Genomic DNA, 17919 nt, shown 5'->3' with positions numbered 1-17919 from the left:
ACCAACCGATTGAACGTAAATACACTGTTTTGCCTGAATTGTCTCACTTCTTTTTTTGTTTATGAGACAGCACTATATCATTCAACCGTAAATCATTTGATGAGTCAAATATTAATTTTGTTACAAAAAAAGAGCGATACGAAAAGTCGCTCGCTCAAGTCTGCATTTCTTTTGATTCGATTACCGTCACCCCGGGTGGTGCGTGTAATGTATGATGGATCATCGCCTGGGCGACCTTCTCCGCTTCAATCGGAGCAAACGTACTGCGTTTTAGTAACGGACGGAGTACAGTCGAGACACGCGCCGCTGCCTGTTCTCCGAACCGGAACTCATCCCGTTCCCCGAGCAACAGTGATGGTCGGAAAATAAGTAAGGCATCGTAACCGAGTACACGCAAACCGTTTTCCGTATCGCCTTTGACACGGTTGTAAAACGTCTTGGCATTCGGATGGGCACCGAGGGCAGAAATCAAGGCAAATCGCGTCGCTCCTAAATCCATGAGTTCACGACCAACTTCGATCGGATACGTATAGTCCACCTGCCGGAAAGCTTCTTGTGATCCGGCTTGTTTAATCGTCGTTCCGAGTGCACAGTAGACATGATCCACTTCCGGCAGTTCAATTTCCGTCACCCGGTCAAAATCAATCACCCATTCTTCCAGTTTCGGATGAAACCGGTTCATCGGACGACGGACAAGCACGTGTACTTCCTGATAGTCTTCATGCGCCAGTAGTTGATCGACGAGCTCTTGACCTACTAATCCGCTCGCCCCTAAAATAGCTGCTTTCATCATCCATCCTCCTCTTGATTTTTGTGTTGCCCGATTGGTAAAAAGTAAGACCGATTGCCGGTAATTCGTTCACCTGCCCGGACACCGACGGCACTTGGGCGTCCACCCAGCACAAACACGCCAAACATGTAAGCGACTTCCGCTCCGTCTTGCAACTGCCAAGTCGGCAACGGTTGGTATTGTTGGTAAACAGCCGATTGATCGGCAAAGGATCGTTGTTCATTGCTGTACATGACTGCTCCATTCCCTTGATGAATCGTCACCGTGTCCCCTTCTCGCCCAAAAATCGGTTTTTCAACGAACGCTTGATGTCGTTCTAAAAAGGCGGTCGGTTCTAAATAGGTCGGCAAAAAATACCGCTCAATGATGTCATGTTCCGCTGTTGTCAGATACTCGTGGCTCGTTTCATGTAACAGCCAAATCAAGGCCAAAACCGACTTTGCCTGCATCAGGAAAGCGGACGGCGGATTAATGATTTCGAGTAATCCCATCTCGACGAGTTGAAGCAACAAAACCCCCAGTTCTCTTCCGTTTTCATCACGGTCGAGCAACGCCATTTCAATCGGAAACGTTTGGCGGTACAGAATATCGATGCGTCGTCCCTGTTGGTCATACAAGCCATCTTCTGCCCGTATTTCCAGTTCATTGAGCGGACAGTATGTAGCACCGGCTACAAATCGTTGTAAATACTCAGTCGTCCACCGGTCCTCGATGTTGTCGCCGTGCGATGTGAAAACGACATGCGGTACCTGATTCATCCGGTGTTCTGCTGCCTCGACGGCGCGACGTACACTCTCGGCCAACTGTTTTGACTGTCCGTCGTTGATTGAATTCAATCCCACTTTTTCGGCAATTCGATCGTTGACTTCAAACGATTCTTTGATGAACGTCGGTGTATCCGCATTCCATTCCATCACAGAAATTTTTTCCCTGCTGACGATGAAATCAAACCGGCTGATGATCGACAGGGGGCGCATCGTCTGTAAGCGGAGAAAGGGCAATGCGACTTTCGGAAACCCCAGTTCAATCAACCCTTCATCATCCATCGTCCAAAGAATCGGGATGACCTTCTCAAAAATCGAGTAGGCATCCCGTGCCGCCGTCCGTAAGTTGTCAATCGTTTCCTTCGGGACCGGCATCGCTTCAGTCAACGCATAGACCTCTCCGTCGAGTACATCCCAAAACGATTCCATGTCCCCATACAGTTTCTGACGCTCGTTCATCCGCCGAAGAAACCGGACGAAGATCCCGTTCCGAACCCTTTCGTCTTGGCGTTATAACTTTTAACTTCTTTCGATTTCGGCGTGTAGCCTTTCGTTCGCATGGCACTATGCATCAGGGCACGTGAGGCAAAATAACTTCCTCCCCAATAAAAGAAACCGGAATGGGTCGAGCTTGCATCATCGCAATACCAGACGCCTTCATCATTGTCATATTCATAGTCGTCACAATCCGGATCATCCGGACGCTCCGCCCTCGCATCATCCGCTCCGCACCCACTGAGTGTCGTCCCGATCAATAACGTGGCTGCAAGTGTCGCTTGTTTCATCCAACTCACATCTCATACCCCTTTCATGACCATTTGTTATTCTAAGTATACGCTTTTTCCAGCAAAAAAGTTTCTCTGTCGCACCGGAACTTTTTTTGTTCCACGCAGTAGAACAACTAAGAAGATTCGAGGAGGAAATCAAATGTCACTTGCCTATTATGTCGAAGATCAAAATGAATTCAAATCGATTTATCAATACAGCCGGTTTGCCATCGAGCCGGATGAGATCATCGCCCATCAATTGTGTGAATTCCATATCATCGAAGGTCACTTGTACGAATTACGGTCCAATGAAATGGACGGCGAATACGATCAGTTGATCGTTGATCATGTCGAAGCCTCGCCCCGCGATCCGAGCGATCGTGTCTATCCTCCGCACCAGATTCACTTGGAGTTCAGACGGTTCCAAGATCACGGTCCCCACCCGGTTCTCAAGACGGTGACCGTCCCGAATCATATTCAAGCGATGCGCTTTCTGATCAAGGACAAACTGAGCGTTCCCGATCACGGGGTGTTCGAACGAGACAGCTGTGAGGTCGATCTCGACCGGAATTGTTACGTCATTTACCTTGGTGAAGAAATCATTTAATGAAAGAAATAAGCATAGTTCGTTTTCAAGAGACGTTTTTTTTGGCATACTAGATGATAAGAACGAATTAATCGAGGTGAACACACATGAGCGAACAACCAAAAAAATTATCGCTTCAAGAAGCAATGATCGAGCAGTTAAAAGCAAAAAAACAATCACAAACAAAACGTCCGACCGGTTTGCGCGGAACAGAAACAAAACAAATGACAAGCCAAAAAACGAAAAAAACGAACAACCAGAAAAAACGGACAGGCGTCTAATTGAATTCGTGAAATAAGGGAGTAGTTATGAGTATTTTAACGGTATCAAACTTAAGCCACGGTTTTGGCGATCGTGCGATTTTCGAAGATGTCTCGTTTCGCTTGTTAAAAGGGGAACACATCGGTCTCGTCGGAGCCAACGGCGAGGGAAAATCGACGTTCATGAATATCATCACTTCACAGCTTGAACCGGATGAAGGAAAAGTCGAATGGGCGAAACATGTCCGCGTCGGCTATCTGGATCAGCACGCCGTTCTTTCGAAAGGGCTCACGATCCGTGATGCCTTAAAAGGAGCATTCCAATACTTGTTCGACATCGAGCAGGAAATCAATGATCTCTATACGAAAATGGGCGAAGTCGAACCAGACGAACTCGAAAAAATGTTAGAAGAAGTAGGTGTCTTACAAGACATCTTAACGAACAATGACTTTTATACGATTGATGCGAAAGTCGAAGAAATCGCGCGTGGGTTAGGTCTCGATGAAATTGGACTCGATCGTGACGTGCAAGAGCTCAGTGGCGGACAACGGACAAAGATCCTGCTCGCAAAACTGTTGCTTGAAAAACCAGATATCCTGTTGCTGGATGAGCCGACCAACTACCTTGATGTCCAGCACATCGAGTGGTTGAAACGATACCTCAATGACTACGAGAATGCTTTCATTCTGATTTCACACGACATTCCATTCTTAAATAGTGTCATCAACTTGATTTATCATATGGAGAATCAAGGGCTCAACCGTTATGTCGGCGATTACGACAACTTCTTGACGGTCCATGAAGCAAAGAAAAAGCAACATGAGTCGGCGTTCAAACGCCAACAGCAGGAAATTTCTGAGCTGAAGGACTTCGTTGCCCGGAACAAAGCACGTGTCTCGACACGAAACATGGCGATGTCCCGTCAGAAAAAACTCGATAAGATGGATGTCATCGAACTCGCGCAAGAACGTCCAAAACCGGAGTTTCATTTCCAGACGGCTCGGACTCCAAGCAAGTTGATGTTTGAGGCGAAGGGACTTGTCATCGGATATGACGAACCCCTCTCACGCCCGCTTGATTTGATGATCGAACGTGGTCAAAAAATCGCCTTACACGGAGCAAACGGAATTGGGAAGTCCACTCTTTTGAAGAGTTTGCTTGGTGAGATTCCATCCGTTTCCGGTACGGTCGAACGCGGCGAAAATCTCCATATCGGCTATTTCGAACAGGAGATCAAGGAAAAGAATTCGAATACGTGTATTGAGGAAATTTGGGGCACATTCCCGTCCTTGACGCAGCAACAGGTCCGGGCCATGCTCGCGAAATGTGGACTGATGACAAAACACATCGAATCGAAAATCGAAGTCCTCAGTGGTGGCGAGAAAGCGAAGGTCCGCCTTTGTAAATTGATGAACACGGAATCGAACATTCTGGTTCTCGATGAGCCGACAAACCACTTGGATGTCGAAGCAAAAGAAGAATTAAAACGTGCGTTGCAAGCCTATAAAGGAACGGTTCTGTTGATTTCACACGAACCGGAATTTTATGAAGCCGTCGCGACGGACTTATGGAATTGTGAATCGTGGACGACGAAGGTCTTCTAAGTTTCGCAGGAAACATACGACGGGGTTTGATTTCAGTGTCCCACTGAATCAGACAACCGTCGTTTTTTCATTCTTTTTTTAATTCATAGACTTAACGATTGCCTTGTTCGTAGATTTGTATCACACTAAATGACAGAAGAAACTTTTCAGAAGGAGTGGATGTCATGGAAACCATCACCAAGAAAGCGAGTTTATCACTGATTGAACTTCAAAGCGGCGGAGACGAGTCCTTGTTTTGTCGTCTGTATTCCCCCACCTTAACGCGTCCCGCTCCTTTGATCGTCTTATTTCACGGATTCCCCGGGAAACAATTGAACATGGACTGGGCCGTTCGACTGCAGGAACTTGGTTTTCATGTCCTTGTCACTTCGTATCGCGGCACGATCGGCAGCCCCGGTGCCTTCCGTTTTCGTCATACGCTCGAAGATGCAACGGCGATCATGAAACACGTTGCTTCTCCCGCCTTTACAGCACAACATGATGTTGCAGCCGATCAGATTACAATCGTCGGTCACAGCATGGGCGGTTTTGCCGGACTTCATGCCTTTGCAAATGTCCCGACGATTGCCCATTATATCGGCATCTCGCCTTTTAATTTTGGTTTAATCGGACAGCTGGTACTCGAGTATCCGGAACATGAGGAAGCCTTGCGCGGTGTTCTCAGCCGCGGCGCGACCTTCCTGTCGCATACCGACGGGGACACGTTGCTAAAAGAGTTGACCAAGCATCATGCCGAGTGGAATCTACTGACGCTAAAAGAGCAACTGCGCACCCGTTCCGCGCTGCTTGTCACATCCGAGCGCGACGAGACATCCATTAAATCCCTGCACCATGATCTCTTACAGGATGCCGGTACGTTTGAAGAAATCATCGTCGACAGCGATCACAACTACATCGACAACCGGGAAGAAGCCTTTCAGTCTTGGACAACGTGGTTGCAACAACGCTAAAAAACAGGAATCCTCACCCTGATACGGAGGATTCCTGTTTTGTTTGTGTTTTGACGTTTGGTCGTAACTGCATCCGGTACAACACGAGCGTGAATAAGGTCAGTGTCGAACAGGCATACCAGATCGTCGTAAAGAGTGTTCCCGTATCGGTTCCGATGAAGATACCGTGAAGGGTCATCAGGAGCCATGCCGGTAAGACGAGCCAGTGGGTCAATTTCCATAATGTTTTCCCGAGCGTTTCCTTGAGGAAGTCGGATGTGACCAACACGAAACCAAACAGGTAGAGACTGATTGTTCCGAAAGCGTTCCAAAGAGGCTCATACGAAGCATTTCCCGGGATGATGATTTCAAGAATCGTTAACGGCGCATACGTATCGACGACAATCAGTGTCGCGTGCAGGATAATCGCAAGCAATCCCGCCCACCCGCTGTACAGATGAATGTTGTGCAAACGGGCTTTTTGTTTTTTCAAGGCTGGAAAAGATCCGAGTAATCCCGCCAAGACAGACAGTGTCAAAAAGAAGTGACCTGTCAGTCCGCTTAAACGAATCATCGTCCATGTCGAAAACAACCATTTCACCCAGTCCATATCGATTGTCCCCCTTTCTCTTCCGCCACCATTTTTCCCGACTCATCCATCAATAAAAGTCGTCCCTTCGGAAACCATTTAAACAGTTTGTCCTGTCGCTCCGCCTCCGTCATCTGAAACGCCAGCTTCGTCATCACTTCGGCTTCATACAGTTGTGGCGCCGAAGCCGTGACTTGAACAACGTCCGTTTCAATCGGCCGACCTGTTTTGCCGCTCAACAAATGATGGTTCGTGCGTTGTCCGACCTTCCACGAACGGTATACCCGATTCGATGTCGCAATCGCCCCTTGGCGTAACTGAACTTCGGCAATCGCCTGTTCCGTCTGCGGATCGGTGATCGCAACCTTCCACGGCTGTGTATCCGACCAGACGATGACATCGCCTCCCGCCTCAATCAAACCACGCGGTTGTTTTTTTCGTAACCGTTGTGCCGCGAGCATCGCCGCCGCGCCTTTTCCAATGCCGCCTAAATCAATTGCACCGTGACTCACTCGCGTCACGTCGCATCCTTCCACTACAAACGGGCTGCTCTCGGGTGGGGCTTCGATCCTGATCGATTCGACGGCGCGTTGGAATGGAAACGAGCGGTCGTATCCATTTGCCTGTTGTTGCTCAAGTAAAAAGGGTGAAAAATACTGCTCCGTCTGTTCAAAGTAACGAATCGCACGTTGCAATAAGCGTGCAAGCGGTAACGAGACACTGAGCGATTCTCCGACCATCAGACCATTTAGTCGGCTGACCTCACTCGCCGGATCAAATCGTGACCATTGACGGTCGACATATTGAAAAAATTGTTCGATGGTTTGCCATTCGTCCTCTGTGATCGGTTGATCGGTGACGAATCGAATGGTGTTATGCATCGCATACAACTGACGATTCATTCCGATTCACCTCCTATTTCGAATGACTGGACTGTCCGTCACTTCCACCGCTCGGCTGTTCAAAGCCGGATGTTTCGTTGCTCTGCCACCCTTCATCGTCGTCCTCATAACTGTCCTCATCTGACTCACCCCACTCATCGTCATCACCTTGCGACGGCTGACTTGGAATCGTCGTTTCATCGGAATAGGAATCGCCTGTATTAACGGGGTTCGTCGGCTGATCATTCGAAGCGACACTCAATTGACCGATTGCAAGACCTAAAAAGACACTGCTGCTCAGACCAACAATCCACTTTGCAAATGGTTTTGGTTTCATTGTCCCTGCTCCTCTCGTTTCCTGTTATCTTTACTGTATCGATAAAAACTGACAACTAGCTGATGACAACTGTGGGATAATAAGAAAAACGACGGGACAGGGGGAATGAGGATGCGGGTCTTGATTGCAGAAGATGATGAACGTCTGGCTAAAATGTTACGCCTTCATCTTGAACGCGCCGGTTACCAGGTGGATGTCGCACATGACGGGGTATCCGCCATCGAACAGTGTCAGACGTTTCGTTATGATTTGCTTGTCCTCGATTGGATGATGCCGCATAAAAGTGGCATTGAGGTTGCAACCGAGTTGCGGGGGGAACGCTTCGAGGGCGGTATCCTGATGTTGACCGCACGCGATACGGAAATTGATTTGGTCCATGGACTCGACAGCGGGGCCGACGATTATCTCGTCAAACCGTTTCAGGCAAACGAGCTGTTAGCCAGACTCCGTGCCCTGAGCCGCCGTCAGAAAAAAGCATTCATCTCGATCGTTTCTTATCAGGAACTGGAACTCGATATTACGACGCAGACGATTTCCTATGCCCACCACCCCCTTGATTTGACACGCCGTGAGTTCGAGTTTTTATCGTTGTTACTGCGCCGTCCGGAACAGGTGATGGGGCGGGAATTGATCATTGAAATCGTCTGGGGCATCGGGGCCGATATTACCGACAATGCGCTCGATGCACTTGTTCGGCTTGTCCGCAAAAAACTGGATGCAGCAGGTGCACCTTCCCTGATCAAAACCGTCCGTGGTTTCGGCTACCGGCTCGGTGATCCACATGCTTGAGACAATCCGGAAACGCTTGACGTTATTGTTTAGCGGCACGTTTTTATTATTGTTGATTTTGATTTTAATCGGGGTCTATTTCACGACCGCCCGGTTGCTGGATCAAACGGAGTTGAACCAATTGAAGTCGGTCTCGAATCGTGATCTGTTCGAACGCATCGAACACGGGGAAGATCGTGTGATCCGGGATCCGATTTATTTTCAACTCTTTAATCCGGATGGGACGGAACGCTATACACGACTGCCCGACGATCTGCCAAAAGAAACTGTCCGAAAATTCCTGAATTCAAACAAAATGACCGAAAAGATTTTTTCCGACGGTCAGCATTTTTTGCTTTATCAACGGACCAGTCCGGAAGGATCCACCCTTCTTTTAAAGGACATTTCGGCGACAGAAGATACGTTGGAACGGTTGATCGCGATGTTGGCGGGAATCACGGTCCTGTCTACACTCGTCTTAATGGGTGTCAGCTATGTCTTGGCCGGTCGATCCGTCTTACCGGTCCAACAAGCCTTTGATCGGCAACGGCGTTTTACGTCTGATGCGTCCCATGAACTGCGTACCCCCTTAACGATTTTATACAGTGGTATTGAACTATTGGAGACCGAACCACTCAGCGCGGAAGGAAAAACGATTTTACATGATTTGAAGTCAGAGACTGCCTCGATGCAATACCTGGTCTCCGATTTACTGTTACTCGCCCGTGAAGGTCATCCCGGTCCGATGTCGTTGCTCGACATGAGTACACTCGTCACGCAAACCGCCGACCGCTTCCGCCACACCTTAGCCGGTCGTACACTTCATCTTGACGTGACTGCTGACCTTTCCATCAAAGGTGACCGGAATCAGTTGATTCGACTGGTGACGATTTTTTTAGAAAATGCCGCTGCTTACAGCGATGCAGACATCGAAGTCCAATTGCAACACACTTCCTCTGATATCCGGTTGAGCATCACCGATCACGGCATCGGAATCCCGAAAGAAAATCAGGACAAGGTGTTTGAACGCTTTTTCCGGGGCGATCACGCGCGGCATGGGACCGGCACCGGACTTGGTCTGGCAATTGCCCGTTCCATTGCGGATGCACATGAAGCCGTCATCTTACTGGATTCGACACCAGATGAAGGAACACGCTTCACGATTGTTTTTCCAATTCCTTGATGGACCGTCAGCTAACTGTCAGATAACCTCGTTACAGTAAGAGTATGTTCTCATTACTATCAAGGAGGGTTTTTATATGTTAGCTGGTGTACCGCTCCATCCCTTACTCGTCCACGCTCCAATCGCACTGTTACTGTTTGCGACCGTTCTGTTGGTATTCAGCTTGAAATGGGTCCAGTTAAAATTATTTGTTTTGATCACCTTATTCGCAGGTCTCTTGACCGGGGCTGCCGCTTATTTGTCCGGTGACGGTGCAGAAGAATATGCAGAAGCCAATCTCAGCAGTGTAACGCATGCTGCTGTCGAGAATCATGAACACTTTGCGTTATTCAGTCTTGTCGCCTTTGGGATTGCGTTTGTCTTCTTGTTGCTGGGCTACCGTTCAAGCAAAAAAACGATGTTGATGTTGAGTTTACTGGTTGCCGTCGTCGGCAGTGGTCTGCTTGCGTATACCGGTCATCTCGGCGGACAGATGGTGTATGCCAAATAATCAGATATGACAAAAAAAGCCCTCCTATCCGTGGATAAGAGGGCTTTTTAAATTCACTTATTTACGGTGCGCACGTCCTGGACGGCGGTTGCTCGAGCGGCGTGTATTGCCACGGCCTTCTGCTGGAGCCTTTGTTCCTTTACTTTGGTCATGTTGCGCACGAATCATCTCGTCCGATAATTCGACGACGATTGGTGTGACTTCGACCCCAAGCTCGCGTTCCATGTCGCGGAAACTCCGACCGTCTCTTGGTGTGACGATTGAAATCGCCACGCCGTCGTTTCCGGCACGTCCCGTCCGACCAATCCGGTGGACGTAACTTTCGGCATCATCCGGTAAATCATAGTTGAAGACGTGTGTGACACCCGTGACATCAAGACCACGTGACGCGACATCCGTCGCGATCAAAAACGGTGTTTTGCCTTGGTAGAACTTCGCCATTGCCTTTTCACGTTTTCCTTGTGTCAAACCGCCGTGCAATTCATCCGTCGGATATCCTTGCATCTGTAATTCTTCATTCAGCTTGCTGACACGGCGTTGTGTCCGGCAGAAGATGATGGCGGCATACGGACGCATCTCATCAAGCATCGTCCGAAGTGTTGCCTGTTTGCGGCGGTCTGTCGTCTCGACGACAAACTGTTCAATCGCATCGACCGTTACTTTTTCAGCTTCGACTTGGACTTCGATTGGATCACGAAGATACGTTTTCGCGAGTTGTTCGACTTTCGGTGGCATCGTCGCTGATAACATGACGAATTGACGATCGACAGGTGCTGCCGCGATGATGTCTTCGATTTCCGGTAAAAATCCGATTTGCAGCATTTGATCGGCTTCATCCAAGACCAGTGTCTTGAGTTCACTCAAATCAAGTGTTCCCCGTCCGACGTGATCTAAAATCCGACCTGGTGTCCCGATGATGATTTGCGGCATCCGGCCGAGACGTTGGATTTGTTTGAATACATCTTGTCCACCGTACACAGCAAGTGCACGGATGTCTTCCATGTTCCGGATCAACTTGTGTGTTTCGTCCGCAATCTGACGCGCGAGTTCTCGTGTCGGTGCGACGATTAACGCTTGGACGGTTTTGCTCTCTAAATCGATTTGTTCGAGGATCGGTAGTAAAAACGCAAGCGTCTTCCCTGTCCCGGTTTGTGCTTTTCCTATTAAGTCACGACCCGCCAGTAAATGCGGAATCGCCTGTTCCTGAATCGGTGTCGGTTGTTTAATGCCTTGTTTTTGTAATTTTTTCACCCATTGTTCTTGAATGTGTAATGCTTCAAATGTTGACATAGTATCCTCCTAAAAATTATCCACAGAAAAAAGCTGTGGATAACCTGCTTCGAATCGACAAAAACAGTTATCCACAGCCGTGCTTTTACTAGTATACACAATTTACGCGTTCATTGCTTCCTGTTTTAACTTTCGATCAAGTACAAATGTACCAAATGGAATAAACGAAGCGATAAAGGCGATCCCTGCTTTTACAAACGACCAACGGTATTTAAATTTAACGACGGCTAACCATAATGCGTACATGACAAACAAGACACCGTGCAGGGCACCGACGACTGAAACGGCTTCCGGTATGCCCGCCATATATTTTAACGGCATCGCAATCAACAACAAGACCAAAAATGAAATCCCCTCTAACACGGCAATCAATCGAAATTGACCTAACGTAGTTCCTAACATCCCGTCACTCCTTTTTCCTGTTTACTTCTTTTAGTATACGGGACGTCAGCCGGTCTGTGACCTGTGTCACAGGATTGTCAGATTTCGAGCGGACGGAGTCGTGCTTCAATCTCTTGGCGCTTTGGCTCGAGGAACGGTGGAAGTGCCAATGTCTCGCCAAGCGTTTCGACCGATTCATCTGTCGCAAATCCAGGTGTATCCGTGGATAACTCGAATAAGATGTGGTTCGGTTCCCGGAAATAAAGTGCTTGGAAATAGTGGCGGTCGACCTTACCCGAATTCGGCAGACGATACTGGTTGAGCCGTTCCACCCATAAATCATACTCTGCGCTGTTCGGAACACGGAAGGCGACATGATGGACACCACCACGACCCAAGCGTTCCCGGTCGAGATCCGGACGGGCTTCGAGATGTACCTCAGCGCCGATCCCGCCTTGTCCTGTCGAGTAGACTTCAATCTCTGCAAAATCACCGGCAAGCGACGGATAACTTCCGACTTGTTTAAAGCCCAACACTTCTGTCAAGACGAGTGCTGTTGGTGCCGGATCATTGACGGTCAATGTTACGGCACCTAATCCGACGATGGCATGCTCCGCCGGAATCTCCTCGTGTTTCCAAGGTACACCACCTGCGACACCTTGTTCCCCATCTTCTGCAACGAGAATCAACCGAGTACCTTCTTGATCACGAAAAGCGAGCGTCTGCCGCCCTGCCCGTTCCACGATCGCATCATGATCGATTCCTTGCGCTGTAAAACGCTCTGTCCAAAACTTGAGTGAGTCCGTCGCTTTGACACGGAGTGATGTCGAAGAAATACTCGAAGCACCCGGTACACCCGTCCCGAGATGCGGGATATCAAAAAACGTCAGATCCGTCCCCGGATTGCCTTCAGCATCTCCGTAAAAAAGGTGATACGATGTCGTGTCGTCCTGATTGACGGTTTTTTTGATGAGACGCATCCCAAGAACTTGTGTATAAAACTGATAATTCCGCTCTGCCATTCCGGTTAAGATTGACACATGATGAATACCGAGTAACTCCATGTTTGTCACGTCCTTTTGGTTGTTTTTAATTCGTACCGTCAGTATATCGTACATTTATCTTGAATTCAAGATATTAACCCATTAAAAAAATCGCCCTTTCGAAAAAGGACGATTGAATAGTTAAAATTAAAGTTTTACGACGTTAGCAGCTTGTGCTCCACGTGCGCCTTCAGTGATTTCAAATTCAACTTCTTGACCTTCGTCAAGTGATTTGAAGCCTTCACCAGTGATTGCTGAGAAATGTACGAATACGTCTTCTCCGCCTTCAACTTCGATGAAACCGAAACCTTTTTCTGCGTTAAACCATTTTACTTTACCTGTGTTCATGGGAACAACCTCCAAAAATAAATTACTTAATACATATGCACGGCATATGAAAGAAATTCATTATTGTCCCGAAATACATGGAGCGACGAAAAGATTGTTCGTGACGCAATGTGAATCAGTAGTGACAATAACAATATTAAGCTACCGTTATTATAGAATGATTGCGCTTTAAAAGTCAAGTTGTCTGACCAGTATTTTTTCCAATTGATTCCACTTTTCAAGCAAAAAAGCAGATTCGGAATGATCCGAACCTGCTTCTGTTTCTTAACGGTGGATCCAGACAGCTCCTGCTGAGTTATCTTTCGCTTCACCGATGACTTGAATTTTAAGACCGTTGTTCGGAAGCAGTTTTCCTGCATCCGGGATCAACTGATTGATGTACGATTTTGAATCATCAAACTTCGTGACACCTGCAAGTCCTTTGTAGTCGTACAGACCACGTGTCGGCGAATCGATGACCCAAGCCGGTGCTTTATCATAGCTGAACGCAGCATCCGCGATTTGGTAACGTGTGCTTCCTGCAACGACCGGTTGGCCTTTAAGCGTTCCGACGATTGCTTCAGGATGCGAATCGACGACACCGAGGAAACCTTCACCCGGGTGAACACCAACCCAGTTATCTGTAAAGCTGCTGTCGGCATACCATACGACAAGACCGGTGTTGTACTTGACACCGCGTGCATGCTCAAGTGCTTTGTCTGAGCCTGCATAGTTCCGCCATTCGAGGTAGTATGCGTTATCGGCATAACTGAAACCATCAGAAGCAATGAAGCCGTCTAATTTAAATTTCGGTGTACCTTCTGCATCATCTTCAAAGACGACTTTTCCGTCGACTGTCAATTTCGCGTTATCAAGTGCGAAACCGTCCAGGGCAAGACCCGCATCCCCTGTATAGTCAAACGTCAACGTGACTTTTTTGCCGGCAAATTCACTGAGGTCATACGATTTGTCGACCCATGCACCTTTTGAAGATTCGGCACGCTGATCGCCATCCGTATCTTCATCTCCGATGACATCGATGACTTTTGATACGCCGTCAGCTGTTGCCGTGACTTCCAAGAAGTCATAGTCGAATTCGACGTCGAAGTACGCTTTGTAATCAAATTTCGCTGATGTCGCTGCCGTCAAATCGAATTCCGGTGATGTCATTGACGTGTGGAGATCGTTACCTTTCGTGCTGTAGTAGTATTTTTTACCGAATGCCGGCGCAATGCCTTTGACCGGTTTTTTCGGTAAGTTGACTTTGATGATGCCTGGATTTTTTGATTTCGTGACACTTTGATCCAGGTAAGAAGCTGTTCCCGCTTTTGAGAGCGAATCAAAGTCGACTGTTTGAATGTTCGCCCAGTTTCCGCCCATCAATGTTTGGAAGTACTCTTTGTTTTGTGGTGAGAAACTTGTTGGTTCTGTCCCGGCTACGTTTCCGTTCCAGCTACCGCCGCTCATGATCGACCATGAAGCTACCGGCTCACCTTGACCTGTGTACTGTGTATCGTACTCATCCGGAAGACCTAAATCGTGACCAAATTCATGCGCAAAAACGCCGACTGCGCCGTCTTCTGGTTGCACTGTGTAGTCATAAGCCGCCATCTTTCCGCCCCAGTTTGTTGAGTTCGAAGTCGTGTTTTCGACCGGATAGACATTCCCAAGTGTCCAACGGTGTGACCAAATCGCATCATCACCGAGCTTACCGCCACCTGCTTCTTGACCGGTTCCGGCATGAATGATCATCAAGTGATCGACCAGACCATCCGGCTCATTGAAGTTACCGTCGCCGTCGATGTCATATTGATCAAACGTATCGTAATCGGCCAGGTTGATGCCTGCTTTGACAGCCGCATTCAACGTATCCTTGACGAGATCACGTGGTCCTTTTGGTCCGAGGTTATCGTTTCCACCTTTTGGACTGTCTGCACCGTAATCTTTTGCTGTTCCCGGAACTGTCAACCAATCGGATACTTTCCCGTCGACCGTATAGCTTCCACCTGATTGTTCTTCATAATATTGTTTAAACGTTTTGACTTTCTCTCCATTAAACAATTTGAACTCTTCGTCACCGAACATCAATTTTTCGTAATGTTCTTTATTGAAGTTGTCCGCATACATATAGCCTTCCTCTTGGACGACGTTGTTATGCTTGAAATCGCTGTACTCTGTTAATAAAACAAGGACTTTGTCTGAGCGGACAGCGCCGTTATAAGGTGCTTGTTTAGCTTTATCGACTTTGACAAAACCATCCTTTTTACCCTTTTTGTAGTTGTTATGATTTTTCTTGAGTTGTTTTGCCAACTGTTCTTTTTGTTTCGTCAAAAAGTCTTTTGTTTTTTGATCAAATGCTTCTTCTTTACCTGATTCGTGATCATGCTCTTCATGATCAACAGTCGGTTTTCCGTTGGCTTTTTTGTCCAAGTACTTTTGAACAGCCTTTTGTTTTGCTTCTGCTGATGCTGCTTTTGAGACGACCCCACGTTTTTCAAGCACTTTCAATAAGCGTTCCTGATCGACCGTGTTCAAGTCCATCGGTGCTCCTGCTGCGACTTTTTCAGCAGCCTCAACCGATTTTACCTTCCCACCAGGTAAAACTGGACCGACGGCAAATGCAGCCGCGGTGATGCCGGACAAGACGGCTAGACTAAGCTGTTTCTTTTTTCCCACGTGAACTGACCCCCTATGTAGTAGTGAAAAGTAAACTAAGTGAACTTTTCTGAATATTCAAATCATAAATTGTTTTATTCCGTTAATCAATCAGTTTTTTAACAATTAGTGCTTTGTAACCATACCTATTTTTGGGATTTAGTTCATGTTTTTTAAAATCTGCCGATAGATGTAATAAACAGCCTGTCTTTTTCTTTGTCCCAGCCATCAAGCTTCATACATACAGAACCAATCTTGATTTCATATTTTATTGAAGGAGGACTTTCATGTCACCTCTACAGAAATTCGAACGGCAGCTTTTAAAAAACTATTTGATCGGCTCATTCGTCGCCGTGTTTGGTGTCGGTTGTCTCTTTATCTTTGAAACACTGACCTTTGATGTACGTGAACGGGTGGTTTTATTGACGATCATGACGATTTCCGTCATCACGATGTTCAGTTTTGAATATACGGTTTACAAAAAACATATGCGTCCGCTTTATCAAGTTTTCCAAAACTCCTTTCCAAGCCAGGAGCAATTGACTGCTGCTTTTCGGACGACCCACCGCTTCCCTTTGTTGACGATCAGACGGATTCTTGGTCCACACTTCCTCGGTCTCTCGATTCCTTCATCCGGATTGACGGCTCTGGCGATTCGTTTTGGATGGCTCGATATGCCCTATTATCTGATTGGTCTCGCTTGTTTCGGGGCTGTACTTGTCGCGATTTTACACGCCTTGATTGAATTCTTCCTGACGTACCGTGTGACGGAAGCGATGTTGGCAGAACTGACGGCACAGGCTCGCATGCGTGGTTACGGTGAGTTGATGCTGACCAAAAAAGATTTCATCAGCCTCCGCCAAAAAATGTTGATCAGCACCTTGATCATCGGTGTTTTTCCGATCCTGTTATTCGTTCTCGCCTCTGCCGTCCAATTGACGGAAAACGAAAGTTTGCGTTCCTACTGGAGTTGGTCGACGTTGATTTTGATCGTCATCCTGTGTCTTGCCACATTCTGCAGTTTGCTTCTATATGAAAATATCCAAAAACCGATTTTGGCTCTGCAGGACGGCGTTGCCCAGATTAAATCCGGACAATTGAATACGATTGCCAATCCGTTTTCCGATGAATTCTCTCAATTGATCGGCGGATTCAACTTGATGGTCGAAGGCATCCAAGGCCGGGATCAGGAAAATGAAAAGTTGCTCGACAGCTTATTTACCTTGTTTGCCGCGACGCTTGATGCCCGTGATCCTTATACAGCCGGACATTCGTTACGTGTCGCAGAATACTCGGTTGAGATTGCCCGTGCCGCCGGATTAGCCGACGATCAAGTCGAGTTGCTGCGTAAATCGGCCCTCTTGCATGACATCGGAAAAATCGGCATCCGGGATGATGTGCTCTTAAAAGAAGGACGATTGACGGAAGAGGAATTCGATAAAATCAAACAACATCCCGTCATCGGGGTGCACATTCTATCGCAAGTTCATCTTCCAATGAAGTTACAACCGATTCTTCCCGGGGTAAAGTACCACCATGAACGCTATGATGGAAAAGGATACCCAGAAGGATTAGCCGGTGAAGCGATTCCCGTCTTCGGACGCATCATGGCGATTGCCGATGCCTATGACGCCATGACATCCGATCGTCCCTACCGGAAAGGAATGCCCGTCGAAAAAGCACTCGCTATCTTGGAAGACGGTAGCGGGACACAGTGGGATGCTTCCTTTACGCAACTGTTCCTGGATTTGAAGAGACGTTCTGTCATTACTGCCTCTTGATTACCATGAAAGGAGTTTCTCATGCATCCTAAAATTGTGGATCGTCACGAACTGTATGTCATCGGACTTGGTCTGACTTGCGAAGAAAATGAACTGCATACCTTGATGCCGGAATTATGGCGTGAGTTCTCACGTCGCTCACATGAGATTCCCGCAGAACCGGGCAGTTATCCGCTCGATTTATCACTCGGACAACGCGGAACGAAACATACACAATGTATCGGCCTTCCCGTTGCTTCGCTCGATCATGTCCCAAAAGGCATGAAAGGACATCATATTCCATCTGCCCGTTATGTGTTCTGGAAACATGAAGGTCCCGATATCGAGATTTGGAAATCGTTTGAAAAGATTCAGCGGTTCGCTCAGAAGCAGGGAATCACCCTTGACCCGCTTGATTTTAAAATTGATGAGACACGTGACAAGACACATCATCTCTATCAACGCATTCTCTAAAACCGCTTTCTGAAGCGGTTTTTTTACTTTCTTCTTCTCT

Annotated in this window: 20 protein-coding genes; 9 read left to right on the top strand and 11 right to left on the bottom strand. The window is 47.5% G+C overall.

Annotation, left to right across the window (positions count from 1 at the left end; all coding sequences use genetic code 11):
• Positions 1–154: 154 nt before the first annotated feature.
• The 3 genes from D3D03_RS09755 to D3D03_RS09745 are packed head-to-tail and all read right to left on the bottom strand — an operon-like array spanning position 155 to position 2339.
• A complete protein-coding gene (locus D3D03_RS09755; RefSeq protein WP_035414005.1) occupies positions 155–790 on the bottom strand; it encodes a Rossmann-fold NAD(P)-binding domain-containing protein in 636 nt (211 codons plus the stop codon).
• Positions 790–1983: a glutathionylspermidine synthase family protein gene (locus tag D3D03_RS09750; protein ID WP_233550681.1), complete on the bottom strand. Its 1194-nt coding sequence runs from the start codon at positions 1981–1983 to the stop codon at positions 790–792. Before D3D03_RS09750 ends, D3D03_RS09755 begins: the two co-directional genes overlap by 1 nt.
• 26 nt (positions 1984–2009) lie before the next feature.
• Positions 2010–2339, bottom strand: a complete 330-nt coding sequence (locus tag D3D03_RS09745; RefSeq protein WP_028105438.1) for a hypothetical protein — start codon at positions 2337–2339, stop codon at positions 2010–2012.
• Positions 2340–2481: 142 nt separating this feature from the next.
• Here D3D03_RS09745 and D3D03_RS09740 point away from each other — a divergent pair, with 142 nt between their 5' ends.
• The 4 genes from D3D03_RS09740 to D3D03_RS09730 all read left to right on the top strand — a co-directional run bounded on the left by D3D03_RS09740 (position 2482) and on the right by D3D03_RS09730 (position 5722).
• On the top strand, positions 2482–2928 hold the full coding sequence (locus D3D03_RS09740) for a hypothetical protein (protein WP_119923459.1): 447 nt from the start codon (positions 2482–2484) through the stop codon (positions 2926–2928).
• Positions 2929–3014: 86 nt separating this feature from the next.
• Positions 3015–3188, top strand: a complete 174-nt coding sequence (locus tag D3D03_RS16805) for a hypothetical protein (protein WP_012371785.1) — start codon at positions 3015–3017, stop codon at positions 3186–3188.
• 27 nt (positions 3189–3215) lie between these two features.
• Entirely contained in the window at positions 3216–4772 is a 1557-nt protein-coding gene (locus D3D03_RS09735; protein WP_026831699.1) for an ABC-F family ATP-binding cassette domain-containing protein, read from the top strand.
• 164 nt (positions 4773–4936) lie between these two features.
• The gene (locus tag D3D03_RS09730) at positions 4937–5722 is read left to right on the top strand and encodes an alpha/beta hydrolase (RefSeq protein ID WP_119923458.1); all 786 of its coding nucleotides are present in this window, start codon (positions 4937–4939) and stop codon (positions 5720–5722) included.
• 13 nt (positions 5723–5735) lie between these two features.
• Here D3D03_RS09730 and D3D03_RS09725 read toward each other — a convergent pair whose 3' ends face one another.
• From D3D03_RS09725 to D3D03_RS09715, 3 genes are read right to left on the bottom strand one after another with little or no spacing between them, the layout of a single operon-like run.
• Positions 5736–6311: a ferric reductase-like transmembrane domain-containing protein gene (locus D3D03_RS09725; RefSeq protein ID WP_119923457.1), complete on the bottom strand. Its 576-nt coding sequence runs from the start codon at positions 6309–6311 to the stop codon at positions 5736–5738.
• On the bottom strand, positions 6299–7192 hold the full coding sequence (locus D3D03_RS09720) for an FAD:protein FMN transferase (protein WP_119923456.1): 894 nt from the start codon (positions 7190–7192) through the stop codon (positions 6299–6301). Before D3D03_RS09720 ends, D3D03_RS09725 begins: the two co-directional genes overlap by 13 nt.
• Before the next feature lie 13 nt (positions 7193–7205).
• Positions 7206–7508 (bottom strand): hypothetical protein, encoded by a 303-nt coding sequence (locus D3D03_RS09715; RefSeq protein WP_119923455.1) that lies wholly within the window; start codon positions 7506–7508, stop codon positions 7206–7208.
• A gap of 111 nt (positions 7509–7619) precedes the next feature.
• Here D3D03_RS09715 and D3D03_RS09710 point away from each other — a divergent pair, with 111 nt between their 5' ends.
• From D3D03_RS09710 to D3D03_RS09700, 3 genes are all read left to right on the top strand, one after another.
• Positions 7620–8297 carry a response regulator transcription factor gene (locus D3D03_RS09710; protein WP_119923454.1) on the top strand — a complete coding sequence of 226 codons (678 nt, stop codon included), beginning with the start codon at positions 7620–7622 and terminating at the stop codon, positions 8295–8297.
• Positions 8290–9459 carry a sensor histidine kinase gene (locus tag D3D03_RS09705; RefSeq protein WP_119923453.1) on the top strand — a complete coding sequence of 390 codons (1170 nt, stop codon included), beginning with the start codon at positions 8290–8292 and terminating at the stop codon, positions 9457–9459. The genes D3D03_RS09710 and D3D03_RS09705 overlap by 8 nt, the downstream gene beginning before the upstream one ends.
• A 76-nt stretch (positions 9460–9535) precedes the next feature.
• Entirely contained in the window at positions 9536–9949 is a 414-nt protein-coding gene (locus D3D03_RS09700; RefSeq protein ID WP_026831693.1) for a DUF2231 domain-containing protein, read from the top strand.
• A 57-nt stretch (positions 9950–10006) separates the two neighbouring features.
• On the opposite strand, the gene D3D03_RS09695 is transcribed toward D3D03_RS09700, so the two are convergent.
• The 5 genes from D3D03_RS09695 to D3D03_RS09675 form a co-directional block, all read right to left on the bottom strand.
• Complete coding sequence (locus tag D3D03_RS09695) at positions 10007–11239, bottom strand: DEAD/DEAH box helicase (RefSeq protein ID WP_026831692.1); 1233 nt, start codon at positions 11237–11239, stop codon at positions 10007–10009.
• Between the two features lie 102 nt (positions 11240–11341).
• The gene (locus D3D03_RS09690) at positions 11342–11641 is read right to left on the bottom strand and encodes a DUF3817 domain-containing protein (protein WP_026831691.1); all 300 of its coding nucleotides are present in this window, start codon (positions 11639–11641) and stop codon (positions 11342–11344) included.
• Positions 11642–11718: 77 nt separating this feature from the next.
• Positions 11719–12684: a ring-cleaving dioxygenase gene (locus D3D03_RS09685; RefSeq protein ID WP_119923452.1), complete on the bottom strand. Its 966-nt coding sequence runs from the start codon at positions 12682–12684 to the stop codon at positions 11719–11721.
• A gap of 126 nt (positions 12685–12810) precedes the next feature.
• Positions 12811–13011 carry a cold-shock protein gene (locus tag D3D03_RS09680; RefSeq protein WP_012371797.1) on the bottom strand — a complete coding sequence of 67 codons (201 nt, stop codon included), beginning with the start codon at positions 13009–13011 and terminating at the stop codon, positions 12811–12813.
• A 264-nt stretch (positions 13012–13275) separates the two neighbouring features.
• A complete protein-coding gene (locus D3D03_RS09675) occupies positions 13276–15666 on the bottom strand; it encodes an immune inhibitor A domain-containing protein (protein WP_028105426.1) in 2391 nt (796 codons plus the stop codon).
• A gap of 266 nt (positions 15667–15932) precedes the next feature.
• Here D3D03_RS09675 and D3D03_RS09670 point away from each other — a divergent pair, with 266 nt between their 5' ends.
• On the top strand, positions 15933–17426 hold the full coding sequence (locus D3D03_RS09670) for an HD-GYP domain-containing protein (protein WP_119923451.1): 1494 nt from the start codon (positions 15933–15935) through the stop codon (positions 17424–17426).
• 21 nt (positions 17427–17447) lie between these two features.
• Positions 17448–17879, top strand: coding sequence for a GyrI-like domain-containing protein (locus D3D03_RS09665; protein WP_026831687.1), 432 nt, complete (start codon positions 17448–17450; stop codon positions 17877–17879).
• Positions 17880–17919 lie beyond the last annotated feature (40 nt).

It is taken from the genome of Exiguobacterium sp. RIT452 (assembly GCF_003598705.1).
Lineage (GTDB): Bacteria > Bacillota > Bacilli > Exiguobacteriales > Exiguobacteriaceae > Exiguobacterium_A > Exiguobacterium_A undae.
Note: the sequence above shows the minus strand (reverse complement) of the source record. Positions and strands in the feature narration are given on the sequence as shown.

Coding starts and splice junctions, on each gene's coding strand:
- D3D03_RS09755 (WP_035414005.1), bottom strand. CDS start 790: ATGAAAGCAGCTATTTTAGGGGCGAGCGGATTAGTAGGTCAAGAGCTC.
- D3D03_RS09750 (WP_233550681.1), bottom strand. CDS start 1,983: ATGGAATCGTTTTGGGATGTACTCGACGGAGAGGTCTATGCGTTGACT.
- D3D03_RS09745 (WP_028105438.1), bottom strand. CDS start 2,339: ATGAAACAAGCGACACTTGCAGCCACGTTATTGATCGGGACGACACTC.
- D3D03_RS09740 (WP_119923459.1), top strand. CDS start 2,482: ATGTCACTTGCCTATTATGTCGAAGATCAAAATGAATTCAAATCGATT.
- D3D03_RS16805 (WP_012371785.1), top strand. CDS start 3,015: ATGAGCGAACAACCAAAAAAATTATCGCTTCAAGAAGCAATGATCGAG.
- D3D03_RS09735 (WP_026831699.1), top strand. CDS start 3,216: ATGAGTATTTTAACGGTATCAAACTTAAGCCACGGTTTTGGCGATCGT.
- D3D03_RS09730 (WP_119923458.1), top strand. CDS start 4,937: ATGGAAACCATCACCAAGAAAGCGAGTTTATCACTGATTGAACTTCAA.
- D3D03_RS09725 (WP_119923457.1), bottom strand. CDS start 6,311: ATGGACTGGGTGAAATGGTTGTTTTCGACATGGACGATGATTCGTTTA.
- D3D03_RS09720 (WP_119923456.1), bottom strand. CDS start 7,192: ATGAATCGTCAGTTGTATGCGATGCATAACACCATTCGATTCGTCACC.
- D3D03_RS09715 (WP_119923455.1), bottom strand. CDS start 7,508: ATGAAACCAAAACCATTTGCAAAGTGGATTGTTGGTCTGAGCAGCAGT.
- D3D03_RS09710 (WP_119923454.1), top strand. CDS start 7,620: ATGCGGGTCTTGATTGCAGAAGATGATGAACGTCTGGCTAAAATGTTA.
- D3D03_RS09705 (WP_119923453.1), top strand. CDS start 8,290: ATGCTTGAGACAATCCGGAAACGCTTGACGTTATTGTTTAGCGGCACG.
- D3D03_RS09700 (WP_026831693.1), top strand. CDS start 9,536: ATGTTAGCTGGTGTACCGCTCCATCCCTTACTCGTCCACGCTCCAATC.
- D3D03_RS09695 (WP_026831692.1), bottom strand. CDS start 11,239: ATGTCAACATTTGAAGCATTACACATTCAAGAACAATGGGTGAAAAAA.
- D3D03_RS09690 (WP_026831691.1), bottom strand. CDS start 11,641: ATGTTAGGAACTACGTTAGGTCAATTTCGATTGATTGCCGTGTTAGAG.
- D3D03_RS09685 (WP_119923452.1), bottom strand. CDS start 12,684: ATGGAGTTACTCGGTATTCATCATGTGTCAATCTTAACCGGAATGGCA.
- D3D03_RS09680 (WP_012371797.1), bottom strand. CDS start 13,011: ATGAACACAGGTAAAGTAAAATGGTTTAACGCAGAAAAAGGTTTCGGT.
- D3D03_RS09670 (WP_119923451.1), top strand. CDS start 15,933: ATGTCACCTCTACAGAAATTCGAACGGCAGCTTTTAAAAAACTATTTG.
- D3D03_RS09665 (WP_026831687.1), top strand. CDS start 17,448: ATGCATCCTAAAATTGTGGATCGTCACGAACTGTATGTCATCGGACTT.